At 55.9% G+C, this 22,923-nt stretch carries 18 protein-coding genes; 2 read left to right on the top strand and 16 right to left on the bottom strand.

The window, feature by feature from the left end; all coding sequences use genetic code 11:
• Positions 1-133: 133 nt before the first annotated feature.
• The 16 genes from ACK8P7_RS06830 to ACK8P7_RS06755 all read right to left on the bottom strand — a co-directional run bounded on the left by ACK8P7_RS06830 (position 134) and on the right by ACK8P7_RS06755 (position 20,714).
• Positions 134-769 carry a GNAT family N-acetyltransferase gene (locus ACK8P7_RS06830; protein ID WP_410043468.1) on the bottom strand — a complete coding sequence of 212 codons (636 nt, stop codon included), beginning with the start codon at positions 767-769 and terminating at the stop codon, positions 134-136.
• A 12-nt stretch (positions 770-781) separates the two neighbouring features.
• Positions 782-2,791, bottom strand: coding sequence for a M28 family peptidase (locus ACK8P7_RS06825; protein WP_410043467.1), 2,010 nt, complete (start codon positions 2,789-2,791; stop codon positions 782-784).
• Between the two features lie 280 nt (positions 2,792-3,071).
• Positions 3,072-4,508 carry an adenylosuccinate lyase gene (gene purB, locus ACK8P7_RS06820; protein ID WP_410043466.1) on the bottom strand — a complete coding sequence of 479 codons (1,437 nt, stop codon included), beginning with the start codon at positions 4,506-4,508 and terminating at the stop codon, positions 3,072-3,074.
• Between the two features lie 174 nt (positions 4,509-4,682).
• Positions 4,683-5,447, bottom strand: a complete 765-nt coding sequence (gene dapB, locus ACK8P7_RS06815; protein ID WP_410043465.1) for a 4-hydroxy-tetrahydrodipicolinate reductase — start codon at positions 5,445-5,447, stop codon at positions 4,683-4,685.
• Positions 5,448-5,657: 210 nt separating this feature from the next.
• Entirely contained in the window at positions 5,658-6,542 is an 885-nt protein-coding gene (dapA, locus tag ACK8P7_RS06810) for a 4-hydroxy-tetrahydrodipicolinate synthase (RefSeq protein ID WP_410043464.1), read from the bottom strand.
• Between the two features lie 109 nt (positions 6,543-6,651).
• Positions 6,652-8,484, bottom strand: a complete 1,833-nt coding sequence (gene typA, locus ACK8P7_RS06805) for a translational GTPase TypA (protein ID WP_410043463.1) — start codon at positions 8,482-8,484, stop codon at positions 6,652-6,654.
• A gap of 50 nt (positions 8,485-8,534) precedes the next feature.
• Positions 8,535-9,149 (bottom strand): YigZ family protein, encoded by a 615-nt coding sequence (locus ACK8P7_RS06800; protein ID WP_410043462.1) that lies wholly within the window; start codon positions 9,147-9,149, stop codon positions 8,535-8,537.
• Between the two features lie 8 nt (positions 9,150-9,157).
• Positions 9,158-11,794, bottom strand: coding sequence for a transglycosylase domain-containing protein (locus ACK8P7_RS06795; protein WP_410043461.1), 2,637 nt, complete (start codon positions 11,792-11,794; stop codon positions 9,158-9,160).
• A 367-nt stretch (positions 11,795-12,161) separates the two neighbouring features.
• Positions 12,162-12,629, bottom strand: a complete 468-nt coding sequence (gene sufU / locus ACK8P7_RS06790) for a Fe-S cluster assembly sulfur transfer protein SufU (RefSeq protein WP_410043460.1) — start codon at positions 12,627-12,629, stop codon at positions 12,162-12,164.
• On the bottom strand, positions 12,629-13,867 hold the full coding sequence (locus tag ACK8P7_RS06785; RefSeq protein ID WP_410043471.1) for an aminotransferase class V-fold PLP-dependent enzyme: 1,239 nt from the start codon (positions 13,865-13,867) through the stop codon (positions 12,629-12,631). The genes sufU and ACK8P7_RS06785 overlap by 1 nt, the downstream gene beginning before the upstream one ends.
• Positions 13,860-14,939 carry a SufB/SufD family protein gene (locus ACK8P7_RS06780; RefSeq protein WP_410043459.1) on the bottom strand — a complete coding sequence of 360 codons (1,080 nt, stop codon included), beginning with the start codon at positions 14,937-14,939 and terminating at the stop codon, positions 13,860-13,862. Before ACK8P7_RS06780 ends, ACK8P7_RS06785 begins: the two co-directional genes overlap by 8 nt.
• Positions 14,940-14,950: 11 nt before the next feature.
• The gene (gene sufB / locus ACK8P7_RS06775) at positions 14,951-16,369 is read right to left on the bottom strand and encodes a Fe-S cluster assembly protein SufB (protein ID WP_410043458.1); all 1,419 of its coding nucleotides are present in this window, start codon (positions 16,367-16,369) and stop codon (positions 14,951-14,953) included.
• Positions 16,370-16,387: 18 nt separating this feature from the next.
• Entirely contained in the window at positions 16,388-17,131 is a 744-nt protein-coding gene (gene sufC, locus ACK8P7_RS06770) for a Fe-S cluster assembly ATPase SufC (protein ID WP_410043457.1), read from the bottom strand.
• A gap of 310 nt (positions 17,132-17,441) precedes the next feature.
• Positions 17,442-18,329, bottom strand: coding sequence for a radical SAM protein (locus tag ACK8P7_RS06765; RefSeq protein WP_410043470.1), 888 nt, complete (start codon positions 18,327-18,329; stop codon positions 17,442-17,444).
• 127 nt (positions 18,330-18,456) lie between these two features.
• Complete coding sequence (locus ACK8P7_RS06760) at positions 18,457-19,809, bottom strand: ATP-binding protein (RefSeq protein WP_410043456.1); 1,353 nt, start codon at positions 19,807-19,809, stop codon at positions 18,457-18,459.
• Positions 19,810-19,955: 146 nt separating this feature from the next.
• Positions 19,956-20,714: a S1 RNA-binding domain-containing protein gene (locus ACK8P7_RS06755; RefSeq protein WP_410043455.1), complete on the bottom strand. Its 759-nt coding sequence runs from the start codon at positions 20,712-20,714 to the stop codon at positions 19,956-19,958.
• A gap of 512 nt (positions 20,715-21,226) precedes the next feature.
• Here ACK8P7_RS06755 and ACK8P7_RS06750 point away from each other — a divergent pair.
• Positions 21,227-21,712 (top strand): peptidylprolyl isomerase, encoded by a 486-nt coding sequence (locus tag ACK8P7_RS06750; protein ID WP_410043454.1) that lies wholly within the window; start codon positions 21,227-21,229, stop codon positions 21,710-21,712.
• A gap of 208 nt (positions 21,713-21,920) precedes the next feature.
• Positions 21,921-22,796, top strand: a complete 876-nt coding sequence (locus ACK8P7_RS06745; protein WP_410043453.1) for an ROK family protein — start codon at positions 21,921-21,923, stop codon at positions 22,794-22,796.
• Positions 22,797-22,923: the final 127 nt, after the last annotated feature.

Below are 22,923 nucleotides of genomic sequence, written 5' to 3'. Positions count from 1 at the left end.
AGACCCACGCTTTCGCGTGAGTCTAAGTGTTAAGTTGACGACATTGGGGTCTGACCCCATTAAATTTTCACAAACCGAATCTAAACAAAAGTTTATGGGGTCAGACCCCCTTACGAAATTCTTAAGATGGCCTCTACTGCACCTCTCGGATGAGGCAGTACTGCTTGAGGTCGAAGTGCTTTTCCATCACGCCGTAAAGCTTGAAGCCGAAATGCTCGTACATGGCGACGTTATGCTCGTTGTGGGTCTCGAGGGACATCATGAGATGATGTGCGTCGGCGTAGGCAATGGCCTCGTCCATGAGGATCGAGGAGATGTGATGATGCTGCTTCTCGGGATCGACCGCGAGGTAGATGATGTGGATGCGCTCCTCCTGGTGGAGCTGGTCGGTCCACTTCTCGTTCAGATAGTCCTTGCCGAGCACGAAGTTCCAGAAAGCCCGGAGGCTCGGATCCTCCTTGATGAGGTACTCGTCGGTCTTCAGATTCGCGCGAAGCTCGGTCAGGTAATAGCGGAAGAAATTATACGGCTCCGACTCGTCGGATACGACCAGGATGCCATTCAGCTCCGGGCTGTCTGCGAAGATTTCGCAGGTCTCGAACATCTCCTCAAGATCACAGTGAAAAAGCTCCGGCAGCAGACGATTCCGTGTATCCTCGTCCGGAATCAGCTTACAGTACAGCGGATCCTTCGCGAAGCAGACCGTCAGCAGCCGCTCCAGCTTCGGGATATCTTCCTTTTTTACGCGGTACAATTTGTCACTATCCATAGTAAATCCTGTTTAACATTCCTTTCCATCCGCGATCGCTGAAATCTGTTTCAGGCTCTGGATGATATTGTTTGTTTCCCGTATCATGTATTCGAGATCCGATTTATAGCACTCTTCCTGGTTCTTCCGCACACGGTTCAGGATGCGAAGCTCCTCCTCGAAATCTACGCTGCCGGCTTCTGCCTTGCGCTTCAGCTTCTGCACCAGCTGGTACAGGTTCTCATGATGCACGATCCGTCCGGCTCCCCACTGGAGGCGCTCCTTCGGCTGGCAGAAGACATAGTCGGTGAAGTAGTTAAATACCTCCTCATCGAACTGGAAGGCATAGCAGTTGTTATCGATTTCATAGATGGCATCGAGGGCACCGCGGGCATCGCTCTCCTCGAGGCAGCGGATGGCGTCCTTGATATGCGTGAGGTTCTGCCGTACCGCCTGCTGTGGGAAGAGGACGGTATCCTGCCAGTCGAGGCGCACGAAGGAGTCCTGGGCCTTTCGGAAGGCCTTCATCAGGATCTCCGTGCACTCTCCGGCACGTGATGGAGTCACGCCGGAAGCATTGACCGACGCGATCCAGCGGTACACGGCATGCCCGAGGGCTGCCGCCTCCTTCGTCACGGCATCCAGCTCCGCGCCCAGTTCGCCGACGAGGCCGGCGTAGCGCAGGTCAATGCTTCTGTTCATCGCTTCGAACAGCGCGGAAAAGTCCATCGGCGGGAGGATCAGCTGGTCGAATTTCTGAATCAGCGTGCCGTATAAGAGGTGATGAAAACGGTAGACCGGCTCATGATAATAGGCTTCGTTATCGAACTGCGAGTGATAGTGCGTCTCCATGAAGCTGCTGTCCGTGAACTCGTTTACCATGGACGGGATGCCGGCGATGGCCATCGAGAAGTCGTCGGACATGGTCTGGATCGGCGCATGCACCTCGAGTCCCTCCGGATACGCCGCGGGATCCACCGGGATGTCGGCGACGGCCTGCTCGAGGAAGTGCACGTACTCATAGACGCTGCGCACGGCGTCCTTCGGTCCATGGGCGTGCGCCGGAAGCTCGAAGTTGAAGTCAGCCACGACCCTGCCCTGCCACTCCGGACGGACCTGAAAGACCTGCTGGTAGGCACCGGTCGACCAGTCATACTTCGTGTTCACGATGCCCCACTCTTCCGCCGCCAGCGCCGCGATGACGATGGTCTTCTTCGGCCGGTAGCCGCTGTCGATCAGTGCCTTCGCGATGCCGAACATCATTGCCACCGCCGTATTGTCATCCTGAAAGCCGCTGAAGTAAGAGTCATAGTGGGCCGACAGGAGAATCATCTGCGTCGGATCCTCACCCGGGATCGTGCCGATGATGTTGTAGGAGCGCTGCTTTTCCGTGACGGTGCTGTCCGCGTCGAGGGTCACCCGGAGTTCCGGTGTCTCCCGGAGTGCCTGCTTCAGCACTGCGGCATCTGAGCGTGACATCGAAAAGGCGGCGGCCTCTGCCGGACCCGCGATATCCTGTGCATTCAGCGCTTCATCCTGGATCTCCGCGAAGCCGCCCTCCTGCACGGCGATCAACGCGGCGGCACCACGAACATAGGCCTGGTAGACCGGGAAATTGATCCACCACTCGTCGCGCTGATTGATATCCGCGAGGACCAGCTTTCCCTTCACATCCTTCCCCTCGTAGTCAGCTGCCGTGCCCTTCCCGACGTAGACGAGGCCGAATTCCTGCGGCCCGTCGGTCTGAAACGTGGTCTGATAGCCACCGAGCAGCGACCGCAGCCCGACACTGCCATCTGCACGTCGCCATACAAGCTCTGCCTTATGAAACTCCCAGGCATCCACGCAGATCTGATCCTTATGGACGTCCCGGAGACCGATGCGCTCCATCTCCTCCCGCAGTATCTCGCCGGTCGCAAACTCCGCCTTTGATCCTGCCGGCCGGTAGCCGAGCTCCGGATGCGAGCGGAACTGCTCCATCCGCTTCGCCAGCTGATAGGAATATTCTGTATTGATCCATGGAAGGATACTGCTCTTTTCCATACACTTCCCCCTTCACTGCACACCACGTCACAAATCAAAAAGGCCCGGAGGGCCGACAACAGAATCCATACGGAGAGGTCGTGTAAAATCAAGCCGGGTTCCCTTAGCGGCACTTGGTGCCTTTTTCCTTAGGACCCTCTGCAACGCTGAGTTTTCATAAAGAAAACCCAGTGATTGCAGAGGGCCTAGTGCCGCTTAGGGTTCCTGGCTTAGATTTTACCGAGCTCGGAGTACTGTGTTTCTGTTGCCGCCCCTCCGGGCACGGTCTGTTGTAACGGGATCAGACATTGATCTCAGCGGTGAGTCCAAGCACCTCCTTGTTCTTCTCGAGAATCGGGTTGATCACCTCGGTGATGAACTCCTCGGTCTGCTTCGGTGCACGACCGACATAGCGCTCCGGCTGCATGCTGGCCTCGAGATCCTCGAGGGAGAGATGGAAGCTCGGATCTGCCGCGATCAGCTCGAGGAGGTTGTTGTCCTTACCCTCTTCCTTGACGGTCTTACCAGCCTGCATGCTAAGCTGACGGATCTTCTCATGCAGCTCCTGACGATCGCCACCAGCCTTTACCGCATCCATCATGATGTTCTCGGTCGCCATGAATGGCAGCTCCGCCATGAGATGCTTGCGGATGACCTTCGGGTATACCACGAGACCATCGACGACGTTCAGGTAGAGATCGAGGATACCATCGATGGCGAGGAAGCCCTCCGGTACGGACAGACGCTTGTTTGCGGAGTCATCGAGTGTACGCTCGAACCACTGCGTGGAGGATACCAGCATTGGATTCATGAGATCGGAGATCACGTAGTCTGCGAGGGAGGCGATACGCTCGGAACGCATCGGGTTCCGCTTGTAGGCCATCGCACTGGAACCGATCTGGTGCTTCTCGAACGGCTCCTCGACCTCCTTCATATGCTGGAGCATACGGATGTCGTTCGTGAACTTATGCGCGGACTGGGCGATGCCGGCGAGCACGCTGAGAACACGGAAATCGACCTTACGGCTGTAGGTCTGACCGGATACCGGATAGCAGGACGTGAAGCCCATCTTCTCTGCGATCATCTGGTCGAGCTGGCGGCACTTCGCATGGTCGCCGTCGAAGAGCTCGAGGAAGGACGCCTGGGTGCCGGTGGTGCCCTTAGAGCCAAGCAGCTTCAGGGAGCCGAGTACATACTCGAGATCCTCGAGGTCGAGCACGAGCTCGTTCAGCCACAGGGTCGCACGCTTACCAACGGTTGTCGGCTGTGCAGGCTGGAAGTGGGTGTACGCGAGCGTCGGCATATCCTTATACTTCATCGCGAACTTACTGAGCTCGTTGATGACATTGACGAGCTTCTTATGCACGAGCTCGAGACCCTCCCGCATGATGATGATATCGGTGTTGTCGCCGACATAGCAGGAGGTCGCACCGAGGTGGATGATACCCTTCGCGTTCGGGCACTGTACGCCGTACGCATACACATGGCTCATAACATCGTGACGGACTTCCTTCTCACGTGCCTCTGCCACCTCATAATTGATTTCATCCTGATGTGCCTTCAGCTCATCGATCTGCTCCTTCGTGATGTTGAGGCCCAGCTCATGCTCCGTCTCTGCCAGTGCGATCCAGAGCTTTCTCCAGGTCCGGAACTTGTTGTCCTGTGAGAAAATGTACTGCATCTCCTTCGATGCATAACGTCCTGTCAGTGGGCTTGTGTAACGATTGTATTCCGCCATGTTCTTCTCCTTACCGTAAGCATGTTTTATATTGCAACATCGCTGAGCGCAATGCTGACGACCGAAGTTTATACTTTTTTAATGGGGTCTGACCCCATTAATTTTTTCTAAACAGATTCTAAACTGAAGTTTATGGGGTCAGACCCCTCTGCCTCCCTGAATGTTCCGACCCGTTCAGGCGAGCACATCCTGCATCGAGTACATGCCTGCTGCCTTTCCGTGGAGGAAAAGGGCTGCATTGAGTGCGCCGTTTGCGAAGATCGCTCTCGAGTACGCAGTGTGGTTGAAGGTGATGACCTCATCCTCGCCTGCAAAGATGATATCATGAACCCCCGGCAGTGTGCCACCACGAACGGCACTGATACCGAGCTCCTCGTGCGGACGGGCTGCCTTCCGCTGGGAACGGTCATACACATAGGTCAGCCTGTCATCGAGTGCTTCGTTGACCGCATCTGCCAGTGCCAGTGCGGTACCGGACGGGGCGTCCATCTTGCGATGGTGGTGCTGCTCGACGATCTCGATGTCGAAGCCCTTCTCATAGAGCTTCTGGGCTGCAGTCTTCACGAGCTCCAGGAGCAGATTCACGCCGATCGACATATTCGCACTGCGAAGGATCGGAGCCTTCTCCGCAAGCTTCTGTACACGTGCGATCTGCTCCGCTGAAAGACCGGTTGTGCACTGCACGAGCGCCTTTCCACTCTTCTCCACATAGTCGAGAAGACCGTCGATGGCCGGTGCCACGGAGAAATCGATGATCACATCGAAGTCCTCCTTCACCGCATCGAAGCTGCCATACACCGGAAATCCGATCGCCGGATCATCGAAGTGATCCTCACGGTCGACACCCGCGACGATCGTCACATCCTCCATCGCCTTCGCACAGTTGATTACATTTCTGCCCATCGCGCCCATCGCGCCGAATAAAAGAATTCTGGTCATTGTTTTCTCCAATATATCGTCACGGTCATCCATGAAGTCTCGGCATTTCACGGGGTCTGACCCCATTAAATTTTTCTAAACTGAATCTAAACAAAAGTTTATGGGGTCAGACCCATTTCACGAGACCATCTCACTACCATGATTTCATCATCACATATACCACTAAAAAAGGCAGCGGCCTTCACCGAAGGTCACTGCCGAGGAAGTCACTTAAAGGATACCGTACTTCGTCATCTCATCCTTGAGGAGTGCCTTGGTGCTGTCGGTCGCCTCCGTCATCGGGAGACGTAAGGAGCCGACATTCTTACCCATCAGATTCAGGGCCGCCTTGACCGGGATCGGATTGACCTCGGCGAAGAGTGCCTTAATCAGCGGATATGCCTTAAACTGTGCCTCACGTGCGCCCTTGATGTCGCCGTCAAACCACTTCTGGCAGATCTCATGCGTCTCACGTGGTGCCACGTTCGAAAGTACGGAAATAACACCAGATGCGCCCACGCTGAGGAGCGGAACGATCTGATCATCATCACCGGAGAAGAGAAGGAAATCCTCGTCCACCAGTGACATCAGCTTCGTGATCATCGAGATGTTGCCGGTTGCGTCCTTCACACCGATGATGTTCTCGACATGCTGATAGAGGTATGCCATCGTCTCCGGCTGGATGGTCACGCCGGTTCTGGATGGAACATTGTACAGGATGCATGGGAGGCTGATCGCGCCTGCCACGGCCTCGTAATGCTGGATGAGACCACCCTGGGTCGCCTTATTGTAGTACGGGGTCACCAGAAGGACACCGTCGGCGCCAGCTTCCTCTGACTGCTTCGACAGATCGATCGCGGTCGCCGTGCAGTTGCTGCCGGTTCCGGCGATAACCGGAATACGATGATTCACCGCCTTGATGATGAAGCGAATCACATCCATGTGCTCCTCCTCGGACATGGTGGCTGCCTCACCGGTCGTACCACACGCGATGATGGCGTCGGTGCCACCCGCGATCTGCTCCTCTACGAGCTCTGCCAGCTTATCATAATTCACAGAGCCATCTGCATGAAATGGAGTCACCAGCGCGACTCCAGCGCCTCTGAAAAGTGCCATAACTACCTCCGTCTTTGCTTTGGTTTCTCTTACACTTTAGTATCTGTTCACTGGCCCTGGGCCAATGTCTCCGTCGCTACATCATACCCCCTCGCAGGGGCTATGAAAATTATCCCTGCTTCCGTGCGAAGCCGGCTCTCTTACGAAGGACCGGATCGAGGATCTTCTTACGGATACGAAGGCTCTCCGGGGTAACCTCGAGGAGCTCGTCGGTATCGATGTAGTCGATGCACTGCTCGAGGGACATGATCTTCTTCGGAACGAGCTTCAGTGCTTCATCAGAAGAGGATGTACGGGTGTTGGTCAGATGCTTCGTCTTGCAGACATTGACCTCGATATCCTCGGACTTCGGAGACTGGCCGATGACCATGCCGCCGTAAACCTTCTCGCCAGGTCCGATGAAGAGCGTTCCTCTCGCCTGTGCCTGGAAGAGACCATAGGTAACCGCCTCGCCGGACTCGAAGGCGATGAGCGCGCCGTTGTGACGGTAGTTCATATCACCCTTGTACTCGCCGTAGCCGTCAAACTCGGTGTTCAGGATACCGTTACCCTTGGTATCGGTCATGAACTCACCACGGTAGCCGATCAGACCTCTCGACGGAATCTCGAACTCGAGTCTGGTATAGCCAGAAGCGAGCGGGCTCATACCGTTCAGTACGCCCTTGCGCTGAGTCAGCTTCTGGATGACATTACCGCTGAACTCATCCGGAACATCGACGTACGCGATCTCCATCGGCTCCATCTTCTTGCCGTTCTCGGTCTTGTAGATAACCTCTGCCTTTGATACGGCGAACTCGAAGCCCTCACGACGCATCGTCTCGATGAGTACGGAGAGGTGAAGCTCACCACGGCCGGAAACCTTGAAGGTATCAGCAGAATCCGTATCCTCTACACGGAGAGATACATCGGTCTGCAGCTCACGCATCAGACGGTCACGGATATGACGGGAAGTCACGAACTTACCCTCCTGACCGGCGAGCGGGGAGTTATTGACGATGAAATCCATCGAGATCGTCGGCTCAGAAATCTTCTGGAACGGAATCGCGGCTGCCTCGCCGGTGACGATCGTATCACCTACGTGGAGATCCTCGATACCGGAAACCGCAACGATCTCACCGCAGCTGGCCTCATTGACATCAACTCTTGCGAGACCGTCAAAGGTGTAGAGCTTCGTGATACGTACACGGGTACGCTTGTCCGGATCGTGGTGGTTCACGACGTAGGCCTCCTGATTCAGCTTCAGGGAACCGTTATCGATCTTACCGACACCGATACGGCCGACGAACTCGTTGTAATCAATAGTCGACACCAGCATCTGCGTATCCGCATCCGGATCGCCCTCCGGTGCCGGGATATAATCGAGGATGGTCTGGAACAGTGGCTCCATGGTGGTGGAATCATCATCGAGGCTTCTCTTCGCAAAGCCCTCCTTCGAGGATGCATACAGGAACGGGCAGTCGAGCTGCTCGTCGGAAGCATTGAGATCCATCATCAGCTCGAGAACTTCATCCTCGACTTCGGCCGGACGTGCCTGCGGCTTATCGATCTTGTTGATAACGACCATAACCGGAAGACGAAGGTCCAGGGCCTTCTGCAGTACGAAACGGGTCTGAGGCATCGGTCCCTCGAAAGCATCGACCAGGAGGATCGCACCATTTACCATCTTGAGAATACGCTCTACCTCACCACCGAAATCAGCGTGGCCCGGGGTATCGACGATGTTGATCTTCGTGCTCTTATAGTGAACGGCTGTGTTCTTCGAGAGAATGGTGATACCTCTCTCACGCTCGATCGGGTTCGAGTCCATGACACGGACGCCCATCTCCTGATTATCACGGAATACACCGGACTGCTTTAACAGCTCATCGACCAGTGTGGTTTTACCATGATCAACGTGGGCAATGATGGCAACGTTACGAATATCTTCTCTCTTCTGATTCATCTTGACACCTTATTTCTACTATATTTAATGTACATGCTTACAAAAAAATCTTACGAATTATACCACCGGTGCTTATCGATTGCAAGTACTATGGATCCGCCGGACAGCTCCTGTATCTGATTTTGAAATTCGGTCAGCTGCTCTGCCGGCACGTGCCAGGTCATCGAGACCGCTGCACCATAGTCGGCACGCGCCTCCGTGATCCCGGCGCTCTCCGCGATGTACTTGATCTTCCCGACCAGCGTGTACGGGATCTCCGCCTGCACAGCATAGCCCTCGACCGCGGTCAGGATCACGGCCGCATCAAGCGCCGCCTTCGCGCCATTCGTATAGCTGCGGACGAGCCCGCCTGTACCGAGAAGCGTACCGCCGAAGTAGCGGGTGACGACGACGAGCGCATCATGAATCTCCTGCCCCTTCAGCACACTAAGGATCGGCATGCCCGCCGTCTGGGACGGTTCCCCATCATCGGACTGCTTCACGGTCTCATACTGATCTCCGAGCACATAGGCATAGCAGTGATGGCGTGCATCATAATATTTTTTGCGCACCTGCTGAATCAGGGCTTCTGCTTCGTCGACCGACTGGATGGGGAAGACCTCCCCGATAAATCGGGACTTCTTCTCCTCATACTCGCCGGTCGCATAGGATTTTACATACTTCATTTTCTATTCTATCCCTCGACGACCGGTGCCTTGATATCCCGTGACGGCAGTCCCTCACCCGGTCCGCCACCACCTGAGACAACCGGGCCTGCGGCATCCGCCGGTCCCTCATCGATCACCTCGTCGTCTGAGGATTCCTCTGTCTCCGCTTCGGTCGGCTCCGGGAAGACGAAGCCGCCATCATCCGTATAGGCGAGATCCTTCTCATCCTCCGGGATGATGATAGAGCCCCAGCTCGTATGTCGGTCACAGTTCGTGGTCGGCACTGTGCCCTCTGCGAAATACTCCGTGATGACAGAACTGCCGCGATAATCCGCATAGCATCCACTCGTCGGAAGCTTACCGGACTTCCGGCAGACCTGTGCCTGCACGATGCCGTCCGGCTGTGTGAAGCCGATATCCGGCAGTCCCTCATGCACACGGCTCATGATCTTCCGCCAGATATCCTTGTGGAAACCGGCGCCGCCGTTATACTCTCCGCTCGCCTTATCGATGAGCGGCTGGTTTTCATCACAGCCACCCCAGATACCGCCCACATAATATGGAGAGTATCCGACGAACCAGATATCGACATCCTTCGTCGTCGTACCGGACTTGCCGGCGAGGCTCATACCGTCGAAGTGCGCACGTGTCGACGTGGAGTTGACATTCAGCGAGCCCGCATACGCACGATTCGGCAGCATGGACTGCTTCATCGCATCGGTCAGCAGAAACGCCGTCGTGGCCTTCATCGCCTGCCGCGGCTGGTCCTCCGTCGTATCGATGAGCACATTGCCCTCCTGATCGAGGATCTTCGTGAAGAACTTCGCCTTGTTAAACTGACCGCCGTTTGCGATCGTCGCGAAGGCCTGCGTGAGCTCGAGATTCGTCACACCATGCGTGATACCGCCGAGCGCCAGCGCCGGGTTCTCATCGCTGTCGAGCAGGCTCGTGATGCCGAGGTTCTCTGCATACAGCCGTCCCTCGTGCGGATTCAGCTGCTCCATGAGGCAGCGCACCGCGATGATGTTCAGCGAGTAGATGATACCATCGCGGATCGTCTGGTAGCCGAGGAAGCCGGAGCTGTACCAGTTCTTGAAGGTCTTATTTCCGAGCGTATACGCCGTATCATAGAAAGGCGTGGCCAATGTTGCCCCATAGAGGTCGATGGCGGGTGCGAAGGACGTAAGCAGCTTGAAGGTCGATCCCGGCTGCCGGAGGGTTCCGGTCGCACGGTTCAGGGACAGTGAATAGCGCTTGTCGCCACGACCACCGCTGATGGCCCGAACCTGGCCGGTGTGCGGGTCCATGAGCACGAAGGAAACCTGCGGCTCCAGGGTCGTGAAGAACTGCTCGCCCAGCTCCGTATCGGTATCACGGACGAGCTCTGCCTTATACTGCTCGACATAGGACTTCGCCGAGTCCTCCGAGCTGAAGAGACCGTTGAAGTTGATGCCCTTCACCTCCTTCATCCAGCGGAGGAGGTCCTTCTCGGAGTAGTTCACGATCGAGCCGTCGTCGTGCTTCAGCGTATAGCGCCAGGTCACGGAATGCTTCGCCGTGTCATAGTTGTCCGGATTATTGACCTCCTCATCGACGATGCTCTGGAGGCTCGGATCCTGGGTGGAGTAGATCGTGAGACCGCCCGAATAGAGCAGGTCGGTTGCTTTATCCTTCGTATAGCCGAGTCGATCCTGCAGCTCCTGAATCGCCTGTGCCGTCAGCTCATCCACGAAGTAGGAGTACGGCTCATTCTCTGCTGTTTTCTGTACATTGACGTCCTGGATCCGCGCGTACACGTCGTCTGCCAGGGCTTCCGTATACTGTGACTCATCGATATAGCCCTGCTCGAGCATGTTCTTCAGCACCTGCGCACGGCGCTCAGCGTTCCGTTCCGGATGGGTGATCGGGTTCAGCCCGCTCGGGTTCTTCGTGATCGACGCGATGACCGTACACTCGGAGAGCGTCAGATCGCTCACTTCTTTATTAAAGTAGCGTCTCGCTGCTACCTTGACACCGAGGGTATTCGCACCGAGGTTGATGGTGTTCAGATACTCCGTGATGATACTCTTCTTGATTTCTTCCTTGCTGAGTCCCGGCTGGTTCTCGATTTCGAGGGCCAGATACTGCTCCTGGAACTTCCGGACATAGCGCTGGAACTTTCCCTCATGCAGGCCACCGCCGAAGACGTTATTCTTGATCAGCTGCTGCGTGATCGTCGAGCCGCCGCCGGCAGAGTCATCATCCGACACCACGCCGCGGACGGCACGAAGGATCGACTTCAGGTCGATGCCATTGTGCTGCCAGAAGCGCTCATCCTCGATCGCGACGAAGGCGTTGATGAGGTCCTCCGGGAGCTGCTCGTAGCTTACGCGCTCACGGTTCGAGCCCGCCGTCACCAGTGTCGCAGTAATGTTTCCATCGGTATCCAGCACCTTCGACGCATAGGCGGTCGGACCGATATGGATCGTATCGATGTCCGGCGCGGAGTCGAGGATGCCCCGGAACATACCGAAGCCCATCGCGGCCCCCAGGAGGCAGAGGCAGAGCACCAGGATCAGCAGCGCCATCTGGATGAGATGGGCGATGCTGTGTCCGAGCTTCACCTTCGTGTTGTCCATCTCATATAAGGTTTTATCTACGTTAAATCGGCTGTAATTCTTCATGTATTTCTAGTCCGTCTTCCGAAAATGCAAAAATTCCCTTTTAATAAACATTCTCATTATAACGAAGCGCTACGGCGTTTACAATGCTCAGACTTTACAATTTCCTTTAGGTTTATGGCAGAGTCCCCGGAGGACCGACACCAGAAGTACAGTACTCCGAGTTCGGAAGACTCTAAAATCCCAGCTCTAAGAAGTACTAGGCCCTCTGCAATCACTGAGTTTTCTTTATGAAAACTCAGCGTTGCAGAGGGTGCTAAGGAAAAATTACTCCAAGTACTTCTAAGAGCTGGGATTTTGATTCTTCACGAACTCTCCGTATGACTTCTGGTGCCGGTCCTCCGGGGGTTCTGATCCAAAAACGTCCGAATTATTTTTCGAACTTTCCGTCGTATTGATCAACCTTGCCATTATCGGCGTCCTGGAAGATCTGGTCCATGGTGTGCCATCCGAGCACCGCGCACTTGACGCGGGCCGGCATGTGCGAGATGTCCTCGAGGATACCTGCTTCCTCGAGCTCGTCCTTCTCTTCGTCGGTGATCTTGCCCTTGATCATGCGGAGGAAGATCTCCGAGAGGCGCAGGGCCTCGTCCTTCGGCTTGCCGATGATGAGGTCACACATCATGTCAGCGCTGGCCTGGGAGATCGCGCAGCCGTCTCCGTCGAAGGAGGCGTCCTCGATCACGTTGTCCGCGTCGACCTTGATATAGAGTACGACGTCATCGCCGCAGCTCGGATTGACCCCCTCGAGGGAGTAGGTTGCGTCCTCCATCTTATACTTGTGGGACGGATGAATATTATGGTCCGTCAGGACCTCGTTGTAAAATGTAATTGCCATCAGTAACCCATCTCCTCTCTCAGCTTCTTCAGGGCATCGAGGAAATGCTGTACATCCTCCTCAGTGTTGTAGAGGCCCATACTTGCACGTACCGTGCTCGGGGTATGGCAGAACTTCATGAGCGGCTGTGCGCAGTGGTGTCCGGCGCGGATGTCGACCTTATGGGAGTCGAAGATCGCCGCGATGTCGTGCGGATGAACGCCGTCGACGGTGAAGGTGACGATGCCGTGGTGCTTCTCCGGATCGGTGGATCCGAGGATGTGCACATACGGCAGCTTCTGCATCTCGGTCATCATCATCTTCGTGAGATGAAGCTCGCGCTCCTCGATCCGGTCAAAGCCGATTGAAGACACGAAGCGGAGGGCGGCGGCCAGTCCGACCGCACCGCCATCATTGACCGTACCTGCCTCGAACTTATGCGGCAGCTCGTTCCAGGTCGCGCCCTCAGTGGTGACGTACTCGATCATCTCGCCGCCGAACAGGAACGGTGGCATCTGGTCGAGGAGCTCGCGCTTTCCATAGAGGACGCCGATGCCCATCGGTCCGTAGACCTTATGGCCGGAGAAGGACAGGAAATCGCAGTCGAGCTCCTGTACATCGACCTTCATATGCGGTACCGACTGTGCGCCATCGCACACGAAGACCGCGCCGTTCTCGTGGGCGATGCGGGCGAAGGTCTTAATGTCATTCTTCACGCCGAGCACATTCGACACCTGGGTCATCGCCACGAGCTTGACGTTCGGGTTCATGTAGGAGCGGAACATCTCCTCTGTGATCGTGCCATCTGCTTCCGGCAGGATGTAGGTGAGCTTCGCGCCCTTTTCCTTACAGAGCTGCTGCCATGGAAGCATGTTGCTGTGGTGCTCCATGATGGTGATGACGATCTCGTCACCTTCCTTTATAAACGCGCGTCCGTAGGTGTACGCCACGAGATTCAGGCTCTCGGTGGCGTTCCGCGTGAAGACGATCTCCTCGTGAGCGCGTGCGTTGATGAAGGCACGGACGGTCTCACGCGCATCCTCGTAGGCCTCGGTGGCCTTGATCGAGAGATCATAGAGACCGCGCATCGGGTTTGCGTTTTCCTTCGTATAGTAGTGCATCATCGCATCGAGGACGCACTGCGGCTTCTGGGTCGTCGCCCCGTTGTCGAGGTAGGTGAAGCTGCCGTCGAGGATCGGGAACTGCTGAAGAATTGCCTGATCCTCACGCTGACGCTCTTCTCTTGTGATTTCAGTCATCATATCGCTCCTCCTTATGGCCCTTGAGTTCCTCGAACACACGGTCACGTGTCACGGCATCCGGAATCTTATGGATCACCGAATCGATCCGGGCACCGGCCATCATCTCGTAGACCTCGGCCTCTGTCATACCTCTCGACTCGAGGTAGAACAGCAGGGCCTCATCGATCCGGCCGATGGTCGCACCATGGTTACCCTCGACGTCCTCCTCGTCACAGAGGATGACCGGAATCGTCTGGTTGATCACGTTGTCATCCATCAGCAGCACGTCCTCGAGCTCGTTTCCGAGGGCCCCCTTCGCGCCTCTCCGGAGGTCGATCGTGCCGCGGAAGAGCTTATGTGCCCCATCGCGGAGCACGCCCTTCACGTCGATCGCGCACTCGGTCTTCCGGCCGATGTGGTTCGCGATGTAGTTCATATCGAGATGCTCCTGCCGCTTCAGGAGATAGCCGATATCGGTCTTCAGGGTACTGTGCGCACCGACGAGGTCGGTACGGGAGCCCTGGTAGGTGTCTGCGCCGCCGAGGATGAGCTCGATCTGCTCGAAGCCTGCGCTCTCCTCCGTTTTCGCGGCCACATCATTCAGGAAGCGGAAGCCCTGGCCGAGCCGCTGGATCTGCACGAGCAGTACGTGGGCGTCCTTCGCCACATGAATCTTCGTCTGTACGGCTGCGAAGCCGACGGCCTCTGCAGCGGAGCGGAAATCCATCACGACGACGAGGTCGCTCCCTTCGTCTGCGTCAATGTAGACGGCATTTACGTCTGCACAGTCCTTTTCATAATCGAACTCGATATGCACCGGCTGTGCGGCCTTCTGCTGACGGCCGATCTGAAGCTTCAGGACATCCGCGTCCGAATGCTTCATATAGGTATCGAAATCATAGCCCATGCCGCCGGCGATATCCTGGATCTCTGTATAATCGGTCACCGTCGCGGTCACATCGGCGGTCCGGGTCACCATCGGATTTCCTTCGACCGCATCACCCGGTACCTTCACATCTGCGTCGTTCATCCGGAGCCAGTTATAGGTCGGTGACGGCAGAACATTTACTAAAAGCTGATTTTCCTTCATCTCTGCCCTCCTTAACCGATCGCGCCCTTCATCTCGAGACGGATGAGGTTGTTCATCTCTACGGCGTACTCGAGCGGGAGCTCCTTCGAAACACTGTCTGCAAAGCCGGAAACGATCAGCGCACGTGCGTCCTCCTCGGAGAGGCCACGGGACATCAGATAGAATACGGCATCGTCGGAGATACGTCCGATCTTCGCCTCGTGTCCGACGTCGGCATCCTGGGTGCGGACATCCATCGCCGGGATGGTGTCGGAGCGGGAGATGTCGTCGAGCATCAGGGACTGGCAGGAAACCGCCGCCTTCGCGTGCTTCGCCGAGTTGTTGATGACGACGGAGGAACGGTAGGTGCTGATACCGCCATCCTTACTGATGGAACGGGTGTTGATGTAGGAGCTGGTATTCTTTCCAGTATGGACGACCTTCGCACCGGTATCGAGGTTCTGGCCCTTGCCGGCGAAGGTAACGCCGGTGAACTCCATATGGGAGTTGTCGCCCTTCAGGATGGTCATCGGATAGAGGTAGGAAACATGGGAGCCGAAGGATCCGGATACCCACTCCATCGTGCCGCCCTCTTCGACGATGGCACGCTTCGTGTTCAGGTTATACATATTCTTCGACCAGTTCTCGATGGTCGAGTAGCGAAGCTTCGCATTCTTGCCGACATAGAGCTCGACGCAGCCGGCATGCAGGTTCGCGATGTTGTACTTCGGTGCAGAGCAGCCCTCGATGAAGTGGAGCTGTGCCCCCTCATCCACGATGATCAGGGTATGCTCGAACTGTCCGGCGCCCGGGGCGTTCAGACGGAAGTAGGACTGCAGCGGGATCTCGACGGAGACGCCCTTCGGGATATAGACGAAGGAGCCGCCGGACCAGACCGCACCATGGAGCGCCGCGAACTTATGATCCGTCGGCGGTACGAGGTGCATGAAGTGATCCCGGATCATATCTGCATACGGACCGTGCAGGGCCGACTCGATGTCGGTATATACGACGCCCTGCTCCTCGACCTCCTTCTGGAGGTTATGATAGACGAGCTCAGAGTCGTACTGTGCGCCGACGCCGGCGAGCGACTCACGCTCTGCCTGCGGGATGCCAAGCTTCTCGAAGGTGTTCTTGATGTCCTCCGGAACCTCTTCCCAGTCCGCGGTCATCTTCGTCTTCGGCTTTACATAGGTCACGATGTTGTTCATATCGAGTCCGTCGATGCTCGGGCCCCACTGCGGAACCTTTTTCTGATTATAAATTTCGAGTGATTTTAAACGGAAGTCCCGCATCCACGCCGGGTCTCCCTTCTTCTCAGAGATCTCGAGGACGATATCCTTCGTCAGCCCCTCCTGGATCTTGTAGAAATCCGTATCCTTCTCTTCGTAACGGAAATCATACATGGAGCGGTTGATGTCCTGAACCTCTGCCTTTTCCTTATTTGCCATAGATGCTGTCCTCCACGCTTACTTGTTCAGGAAATCCACGAAGCCGTTCTCGTTGATGCGGTCGACCATCGACGCGTCACCCTCGGCCTTCATCTGGCCGCTGACGAGAACGTGCGTCTTATCCACCTTCAGAGACTCAAGGATTCTCGTGGAGTGGGTGATGATGATGAGGGCACCGTCCATGGACTTCTGGTACTCCTCGACACCCTTACTTACGGTACGAACGGCATCGACGTCGAGGCCGGAATCGGTCTCGTCGAGGATTGCGAGGGACGGCTTCAGCATGAGGAGCTGCAGGATCTCTGCCTTCTTCTTCTCACCGCCGGAGAAGCCGACATTGAGATCACGATCGGCATAGCTCGGATCCATATCGAGGACCTCCATCGCCCTCTTCATCTCCTTCTTGAAGTCCCAGAGGCGGATGTGCTTGCCGGTTCTCTGCTGCAGAGCCGAGCGGATGAAGTTACCGAGGGTGATGCCCGGCACCTCGAGCGGGTTCTGGAAGGACAGGAACATACCGAGCTTTGCTCTCTGATCAGTCGGCTCCGTCGTGATGTCCTGGCCGTTGAACAGGATCTGTCCGCCGACGATCTGGTACTGCGGGTTGCCCATCAGTGCGTTTCCGAGGGTGGACTTACCGGCACCGTTCGGTCCCATCAGGACATGGGTCTCACCTCTATTCACTGTCAGATCGACGCCGTGGAGAATCTCCTTCTCCTCGACCTTCACCTGAAGATTCTTGACATTCAGTAAATCTGCCATATTCATTCCTCCATAAGAGCCCCGGGGTGCGGGGCGTGAATTCTATTCATCTAACCGTTCAGCGATGGGGGCCTCGGAGAGGCCTCTGGTTTACTGTAACTCACCCATCTAGAACATGATTACCGTACGGCTGTGTCGCCTCCACAGCGCGTGCGGGAATATATAAAAAGCCGCCGGTGTCCGCCGTCTGAACGGCACAGGATATCAGCAGCTTTGATTATAGCCCAGCGGATTCGCTTCCGCAACAAGATTTCCTAGTTTCCCTATAGGATTACGTACTAAATCGGGTGCACAGCACCCGACATCTCTTCTAGACACCCTCTGCATCCCATTTTGGGACGAAGCTCTCTTTCGCGACGCTGCCTTCCTGGATGAAGGCGTTGGTGACGCCTTTTTCGAGGGCGTAGTCGATGAGGCGTTCGTACTCACGGCGGGTGACGCGGCGGTTGATCTCCGGCCACTTTTCGAGGCGCGGGAAGGGGGTGAACTGGTGCATGAGGCTGAGGTAGACCTGGTCGCCGTAGCGGTCATACACGTAGTCGACGACGCGTTCTGCGTTATGGACCATCGACGGCATGAGGAGGTGGCGGACGATGACGCCCTTCTGCATCATGCCGCGTTCGTCGAAGACAGGCTCCGGGCACTGGCGCACCATCTCGGCGAGGCTTTCCTGCGCGCGTTCCGGGTAGTCTCCGGCACCGGAATACTTCTGTGCCTTCGCACTGTCCATGTACTTGAAGTCGTCGAGGTAGATGTCCGCGAGGCCGTCCAGGCGGCGGATCAGCTCGGTCGTTTCATAGCCGGAGCAGTTGATGACGAAGGGGATCTTCAGTCCCTGCACGCGACTCCGCTCCATGGCCTGCGCGATGAGCGGGATGTAGTGGTCCGGGGTCACGAGGTTGATGTTGTTCGCGTCCTGCGCCTCCAGCTCGAAGAAGATCTCCGCGAGTCGCTCGAGGCTGACGCGCTTTCCGACCTCCTGGTGGCTCAGCTCATAGTTCTGGCAGAACACGCACTTCAGGGTGCAGCCGGAGAAGAACACCGCGCCGCTGCCTTCCTTACCGGAGATGCACGGCTCCTCCCAGTAGTGGAGTGCCGCCCGCGCGATATAGAGCTCGGAGCCGACGCCACAGACGCCCTTCTGCCCCGCGTTCCGGTTCACACCGCACTGTCGTGGACAGAGCCGGCAGTGCTCCATCGTCGCTTCGTTCACTTCGCCAATGCTGTCGGCCTCTGCGGGTGCTCTGCTTGGCGCCGCGTCCGCAGGCGCTGCGGCTGAGCGAAATCCGGACGGCGTGTGCGCTGATGTAGGCATTGGCCCTGTACTATGCGTTTCCATCCGGTCTCGCTCCTTCCAGTTTACGGAACTGCGCGTTGCGACGGTTCTCCTCGGCGTTTCGGCGCGCCTGCTCGGACTTCGGTTGGGAATCGATGCGGGCCTTCTCCTTCTCCCGCTCCTGCTGCCGACGAAGCTCATCCTCGTGCGCGATCTCCGCCTCGTTCATGACGCCGATCTTCAGGTCGTCCTCATCGTCGTACCACTCGAGGAAGCTGTGCTTCACGTGCTGACGCTTGTAGCCGAGGATCTTGTTCAGGCTTACGTTTTCCATCGCGCTGAAGATGTTCCGCTCGACGTACGGATTCGTTTCCTTCAGCTTCTCGATCAGCTTTTTCGTCTCTAGACGCTTCGAGCTGGTCTGACCGTCGGTATGGCAGGTCGCGCAGGTCTCGGTGAAGTGGCAGGCGCACTGGATGAAGTTCAGACTGTTGTAGTCGCGCCAGTGCTTGATTTCCGCCTCACGGATGAGATAGAGCGGGCGGATCAGCTGCATGCCCGGGAAGTTCGTGGAGTGGAGCTTCGGCATCATCGCCTCATACTGGCCGGCGTAGAGCATGCCCATGAGGACGGTCTCGATGACGTCGTCGAAGTGGTGGCCGAGCGCGATCTTGTTGCAGCCGAGGCGCTGGGCTTCCTTATAGAGGTAGCCGCGGCGCATGCGGGCGCAGACGTAGCACGGGGACTTCGGGATGTTGTAGACGGAGTCGAAGATATTTGTTTCGAAGATCGTGAGCGGGATGCCAAGGAGATCCGCGTTCCGTTCGATAACCTTACGGTTTGCCTCGTTATAGCCAGGGTCCATGCACAGGAACACGAGCTCGAACGGGATCTTATTGTGGCGCTTCAGCTCCTGGAAGAGCTTCGCCATGAGCATCGAATCCTTACCGCCGGAGATGCAGACCGCAATGCGGTCACCCGGCTCGACGAGCTGATAATCGCAGATGGCCTTCACGAACATGCCGAAGAGGTTACGCTTGAACTTCTTGCGGAGGGACTTCTCGATGTCGTCGCGGCGCTGCTCGGAATCCATGTCCTTCTGGATCTGGCGGAGCACCCACTTACCGTAGCCGCCGGCGAGGCTGTAGGCCTCATAGCCCTGCGCGCACAGGTCCTCGGCTGCCGTCAGGGAGAGGTCACCGTACTTACAGTACAGTACGACCCGCTTATCCTTCGGGATGCTGTGGTTCCCCTCGGCGATACGGTCGAGATCCACCCGAAGCGCATCCGGCATCTTGCCCGTCTGAAAATCCTCTTCACTTCGCACATCGATCAGGTGATAGCTCTCCCGTGGCCACTGCTCGAGCTCCTCCGCCGTCACTTCCTTCGCTGTATACTCCATCTGTTTCCTCTCTTTAACAAAATCAGCATTCATACCTGTTCCGCTATTATACCCATATGCACTGAAATAGAAAGCATAAATCATAAAAAATCAGCCACGCATCCTTTCGAATACGTGACTGATGAAAAATCAAGCTGTCTGCATCATCAGAACTTGATGCCACTCTTCTTCATGATCTCTGCGAAGGAAGAGGTCGCTGCACCGGACTCCTTGTAATTTGCACGGAAATCCTCGCGCTCCTGCTTCTCCTTACGCTCCTGCTTCTCAGCCTCGAGTGCCTTCATGGAAAGGGAAATCTTACCATCCTTGACGCCGATAACCTGAACCTTTACGGTCTGGCCTTCCTTCAGCACATCTGCCGGAGACTTCACTCTCTTGTTGAAAATCTGAGAAACGTGCAGAAGACCGGTCACGCCATCTCCGAGATCGATAAATGCACCATAGTCCTTCACAGTCTCAACCGTACCCTCGGTTACGAGACCTGTCTGGATCGCAGCTGCCTTCTCTGCTCTTACCTTCTCCTGCTCATCACGGAGAACATCACGTGCAGAAAGAACCAGCTTGTTGTTCTCTGGCTCAGCCGTGATGACGCGGACATTCAGCTTCTTGCCTACCCAGTCCTTCAGCTCCTCATCCTTTACGAAGCCGAGTGAAAGCTTCGATGCCGGGATGAATGCTCTCAGGCCATCCACGCTTGCGGTTACACCGCTCTTCACCGCTTCATTTACTTCTACCTCGAAGCTGGTTTTGTTCTGGAAGTCATCGAGGATCTTCTCCCACTTGCTCATGTCCACGCGCTTCGCATTTGCATGCTGCTTGAACGATGCCTCAAGCTCCTCCTTGAAATCATCCATGGAAGGAATCTTCTCTTCCTTTGCTTCCTCGATCTTGATCTCGTCTGCCATAGTCTATGGTACCTCTTTTTCTTAATAATGCGTGCCCCGAAGGCTCACTCGATATACTATACCACAAACCGGCACGTCGCTACAAGATGGGGGATGAAATTCGCACAGCGGTTTCCAGCCGTTTTGCGATGTTTCGTCGCATTTTGGGCGTGCCCCCGGAGGGTCGGCAACCGAAGCACAGTACTCCGGTGACACTCCCAGCACTGCTACTTATTTACGCCGAGATGAATTCCGTTTGGTTATATCTGATTGGATCTTCATTGCGTAGGGAATCTCAGAAAAACTGCGAAGCTTCAGCTTTAACCGAACTATGTTTTATGATGTTCCTATTCCGAAATGAGGTGCATCTGCACCTGTTTTCGGAATAGATGACGATTTATGGCCTAAAAATTTTTCTGCTGGACGAAAATAGTCTGAAGCTGTAATCAGCGAATCTCCCTTTTTCTATTGTTCTGCCTGCGTTTTACTGGTAGAATCCATAGAGATAAATCAATGAAAAGAGGTTTTCAATTATGGCTAATCCAATCGTAACAATTCATATGGACGACGACAAGGATATCAAGCTCGAGCTGTACCCTGAGATCGCACCGATCACGGTAGAGAATTTCGTGAAGCTCGTAAAGCAGGGCTTTTATGATGGTCTGACCTTCCACCGCATCATTCCTGGTTTCATGATCCAGGGCGGTGATCCGGAGGGCAACGGTACCGGCGGCCCAGGCTGGAATATCAAGGGTGAGTTCTCCTCCAACGGCGTAAAGAACGATCTTCAGCACAAGCGTGGTGTGATTTCCATGGCGCGTGCGATGGATCCGGACTCCGCAGGTTCCCAGTTCTTCATCATGCATGCAGATGCTTCCTACCTCGATGGTCAGTATGCTGCTTTCGGTAAGGTCATCGACGGCATGGATGAGGTCGACCGCATCGCTTCCACCCCGACCGGCTGGCAGGATGCACCTGTCGTCGCTGTCACCATGACGAAGGTTACTGTCGAGGAGTAATTCATATCGCTTAAAACGCAGAGCCTCCGGTATCCGGAGACTCTGTTTTTTAGCGATGCTTTATCTTAAGTTTTTCGTAAGGGGGTCTGACCCCATAAACTTCCAGTTTAGAATCTGTTAAGAAAAATTTAATGGGGTCAGACCCCCTTACAGAATTCTTAAGACGATCATAAGGGGACTGCCCCATCCAACAGGAGGATATGAAATTATGCTTTACGGAGCTTTAGAGGCCGGTGGCACGAAGATGGTGTGTGCGCTCGGCGATGAAAACGGAACGATTCTCGAGCAGACATCCATCCCGACGACCACACCAGAGGAAACCCTGTCTGCGATTATCGCATGGTTCCGCGACAAGGAGATTGCATCCCTCGGTGTGGCCTGCTTCGGTCCGGTCGATCTTCGCCGGAACTCGCCGACCTACGGCTATATCACGACCACTCCGAAGAAGGGATGGGCGAACTTTGACATCGTCGGCACACTGAAGCGCGCGCTCGGCGTACCGGTCGGCTTCGATACCGATGTCAACGGTTCTCTCCTCGGCGAGCTCACCTACGGACAGGCGCGCGGTCTCACGGATGCTGTCTACATCACGATCGGTACCGGCGTCGGTGCCGGCATCCTCTCCGGTGGTCATCTCGTACACGGCATGCTCCACCCGGAGTTCGGACACATCCCGGTGGTGAAGCATCCGGACGATACGTATGAAGGCCACTGTCCTTACCATGTCAGCTGCTTCGAGGGCATGGCCGCCGGCCCGGCCATCGAAGAACGCTGGGGGCAGAAAGCCATCACCCTCAAGGATGATCCGAAGGTGTGGGACATCGAAGCACACTACATCGCAGAAGCCTGCACCACTCTCATCATGACCCTGAGTCCGCAGATCATCATCCTCGGAGGCGGCGTCATGCACCAGGCGCAGCTTTTCCCGCTCATCCGCGAGAAGGTGAAATCCATGGTAAACGGCTATGTCCTTACCGACGAGCTCGCCGACCTCGACCACTACATCGTCCCGGCCTCCCTTCACGACGACCAGGGCATCATGGGTGCCATCAAGCTCGCGATCGACGAAGTTTATGGGGTCTGACCCCATAAACTCCCAGTTTAGAATCTGTTTAGAAAAATGAATTGGGTAAGACCCCCATTACGTTGGTTCCAGCAAAAAACGGATCCGGTTCTCTATAGAGCCAGGTCCGTTTTTTCACTTCAGCTCG

Origin of the sequence: Oribacterium sp. P9 (assembly GCF_046365365.1) — a bacterium.
In the GTDB taxonomy this organism is placed as follows: domain Bacteria; phylum Bacillota; class Clostridia; order Lachnospirales; family Lachnospiraceae; genus Oribacterium.
The sequence above is the reverse complement of the archived record's forward strand: the minus strand, read 5'-3'. Positions and strand labels throughout refer to the sequence as shown.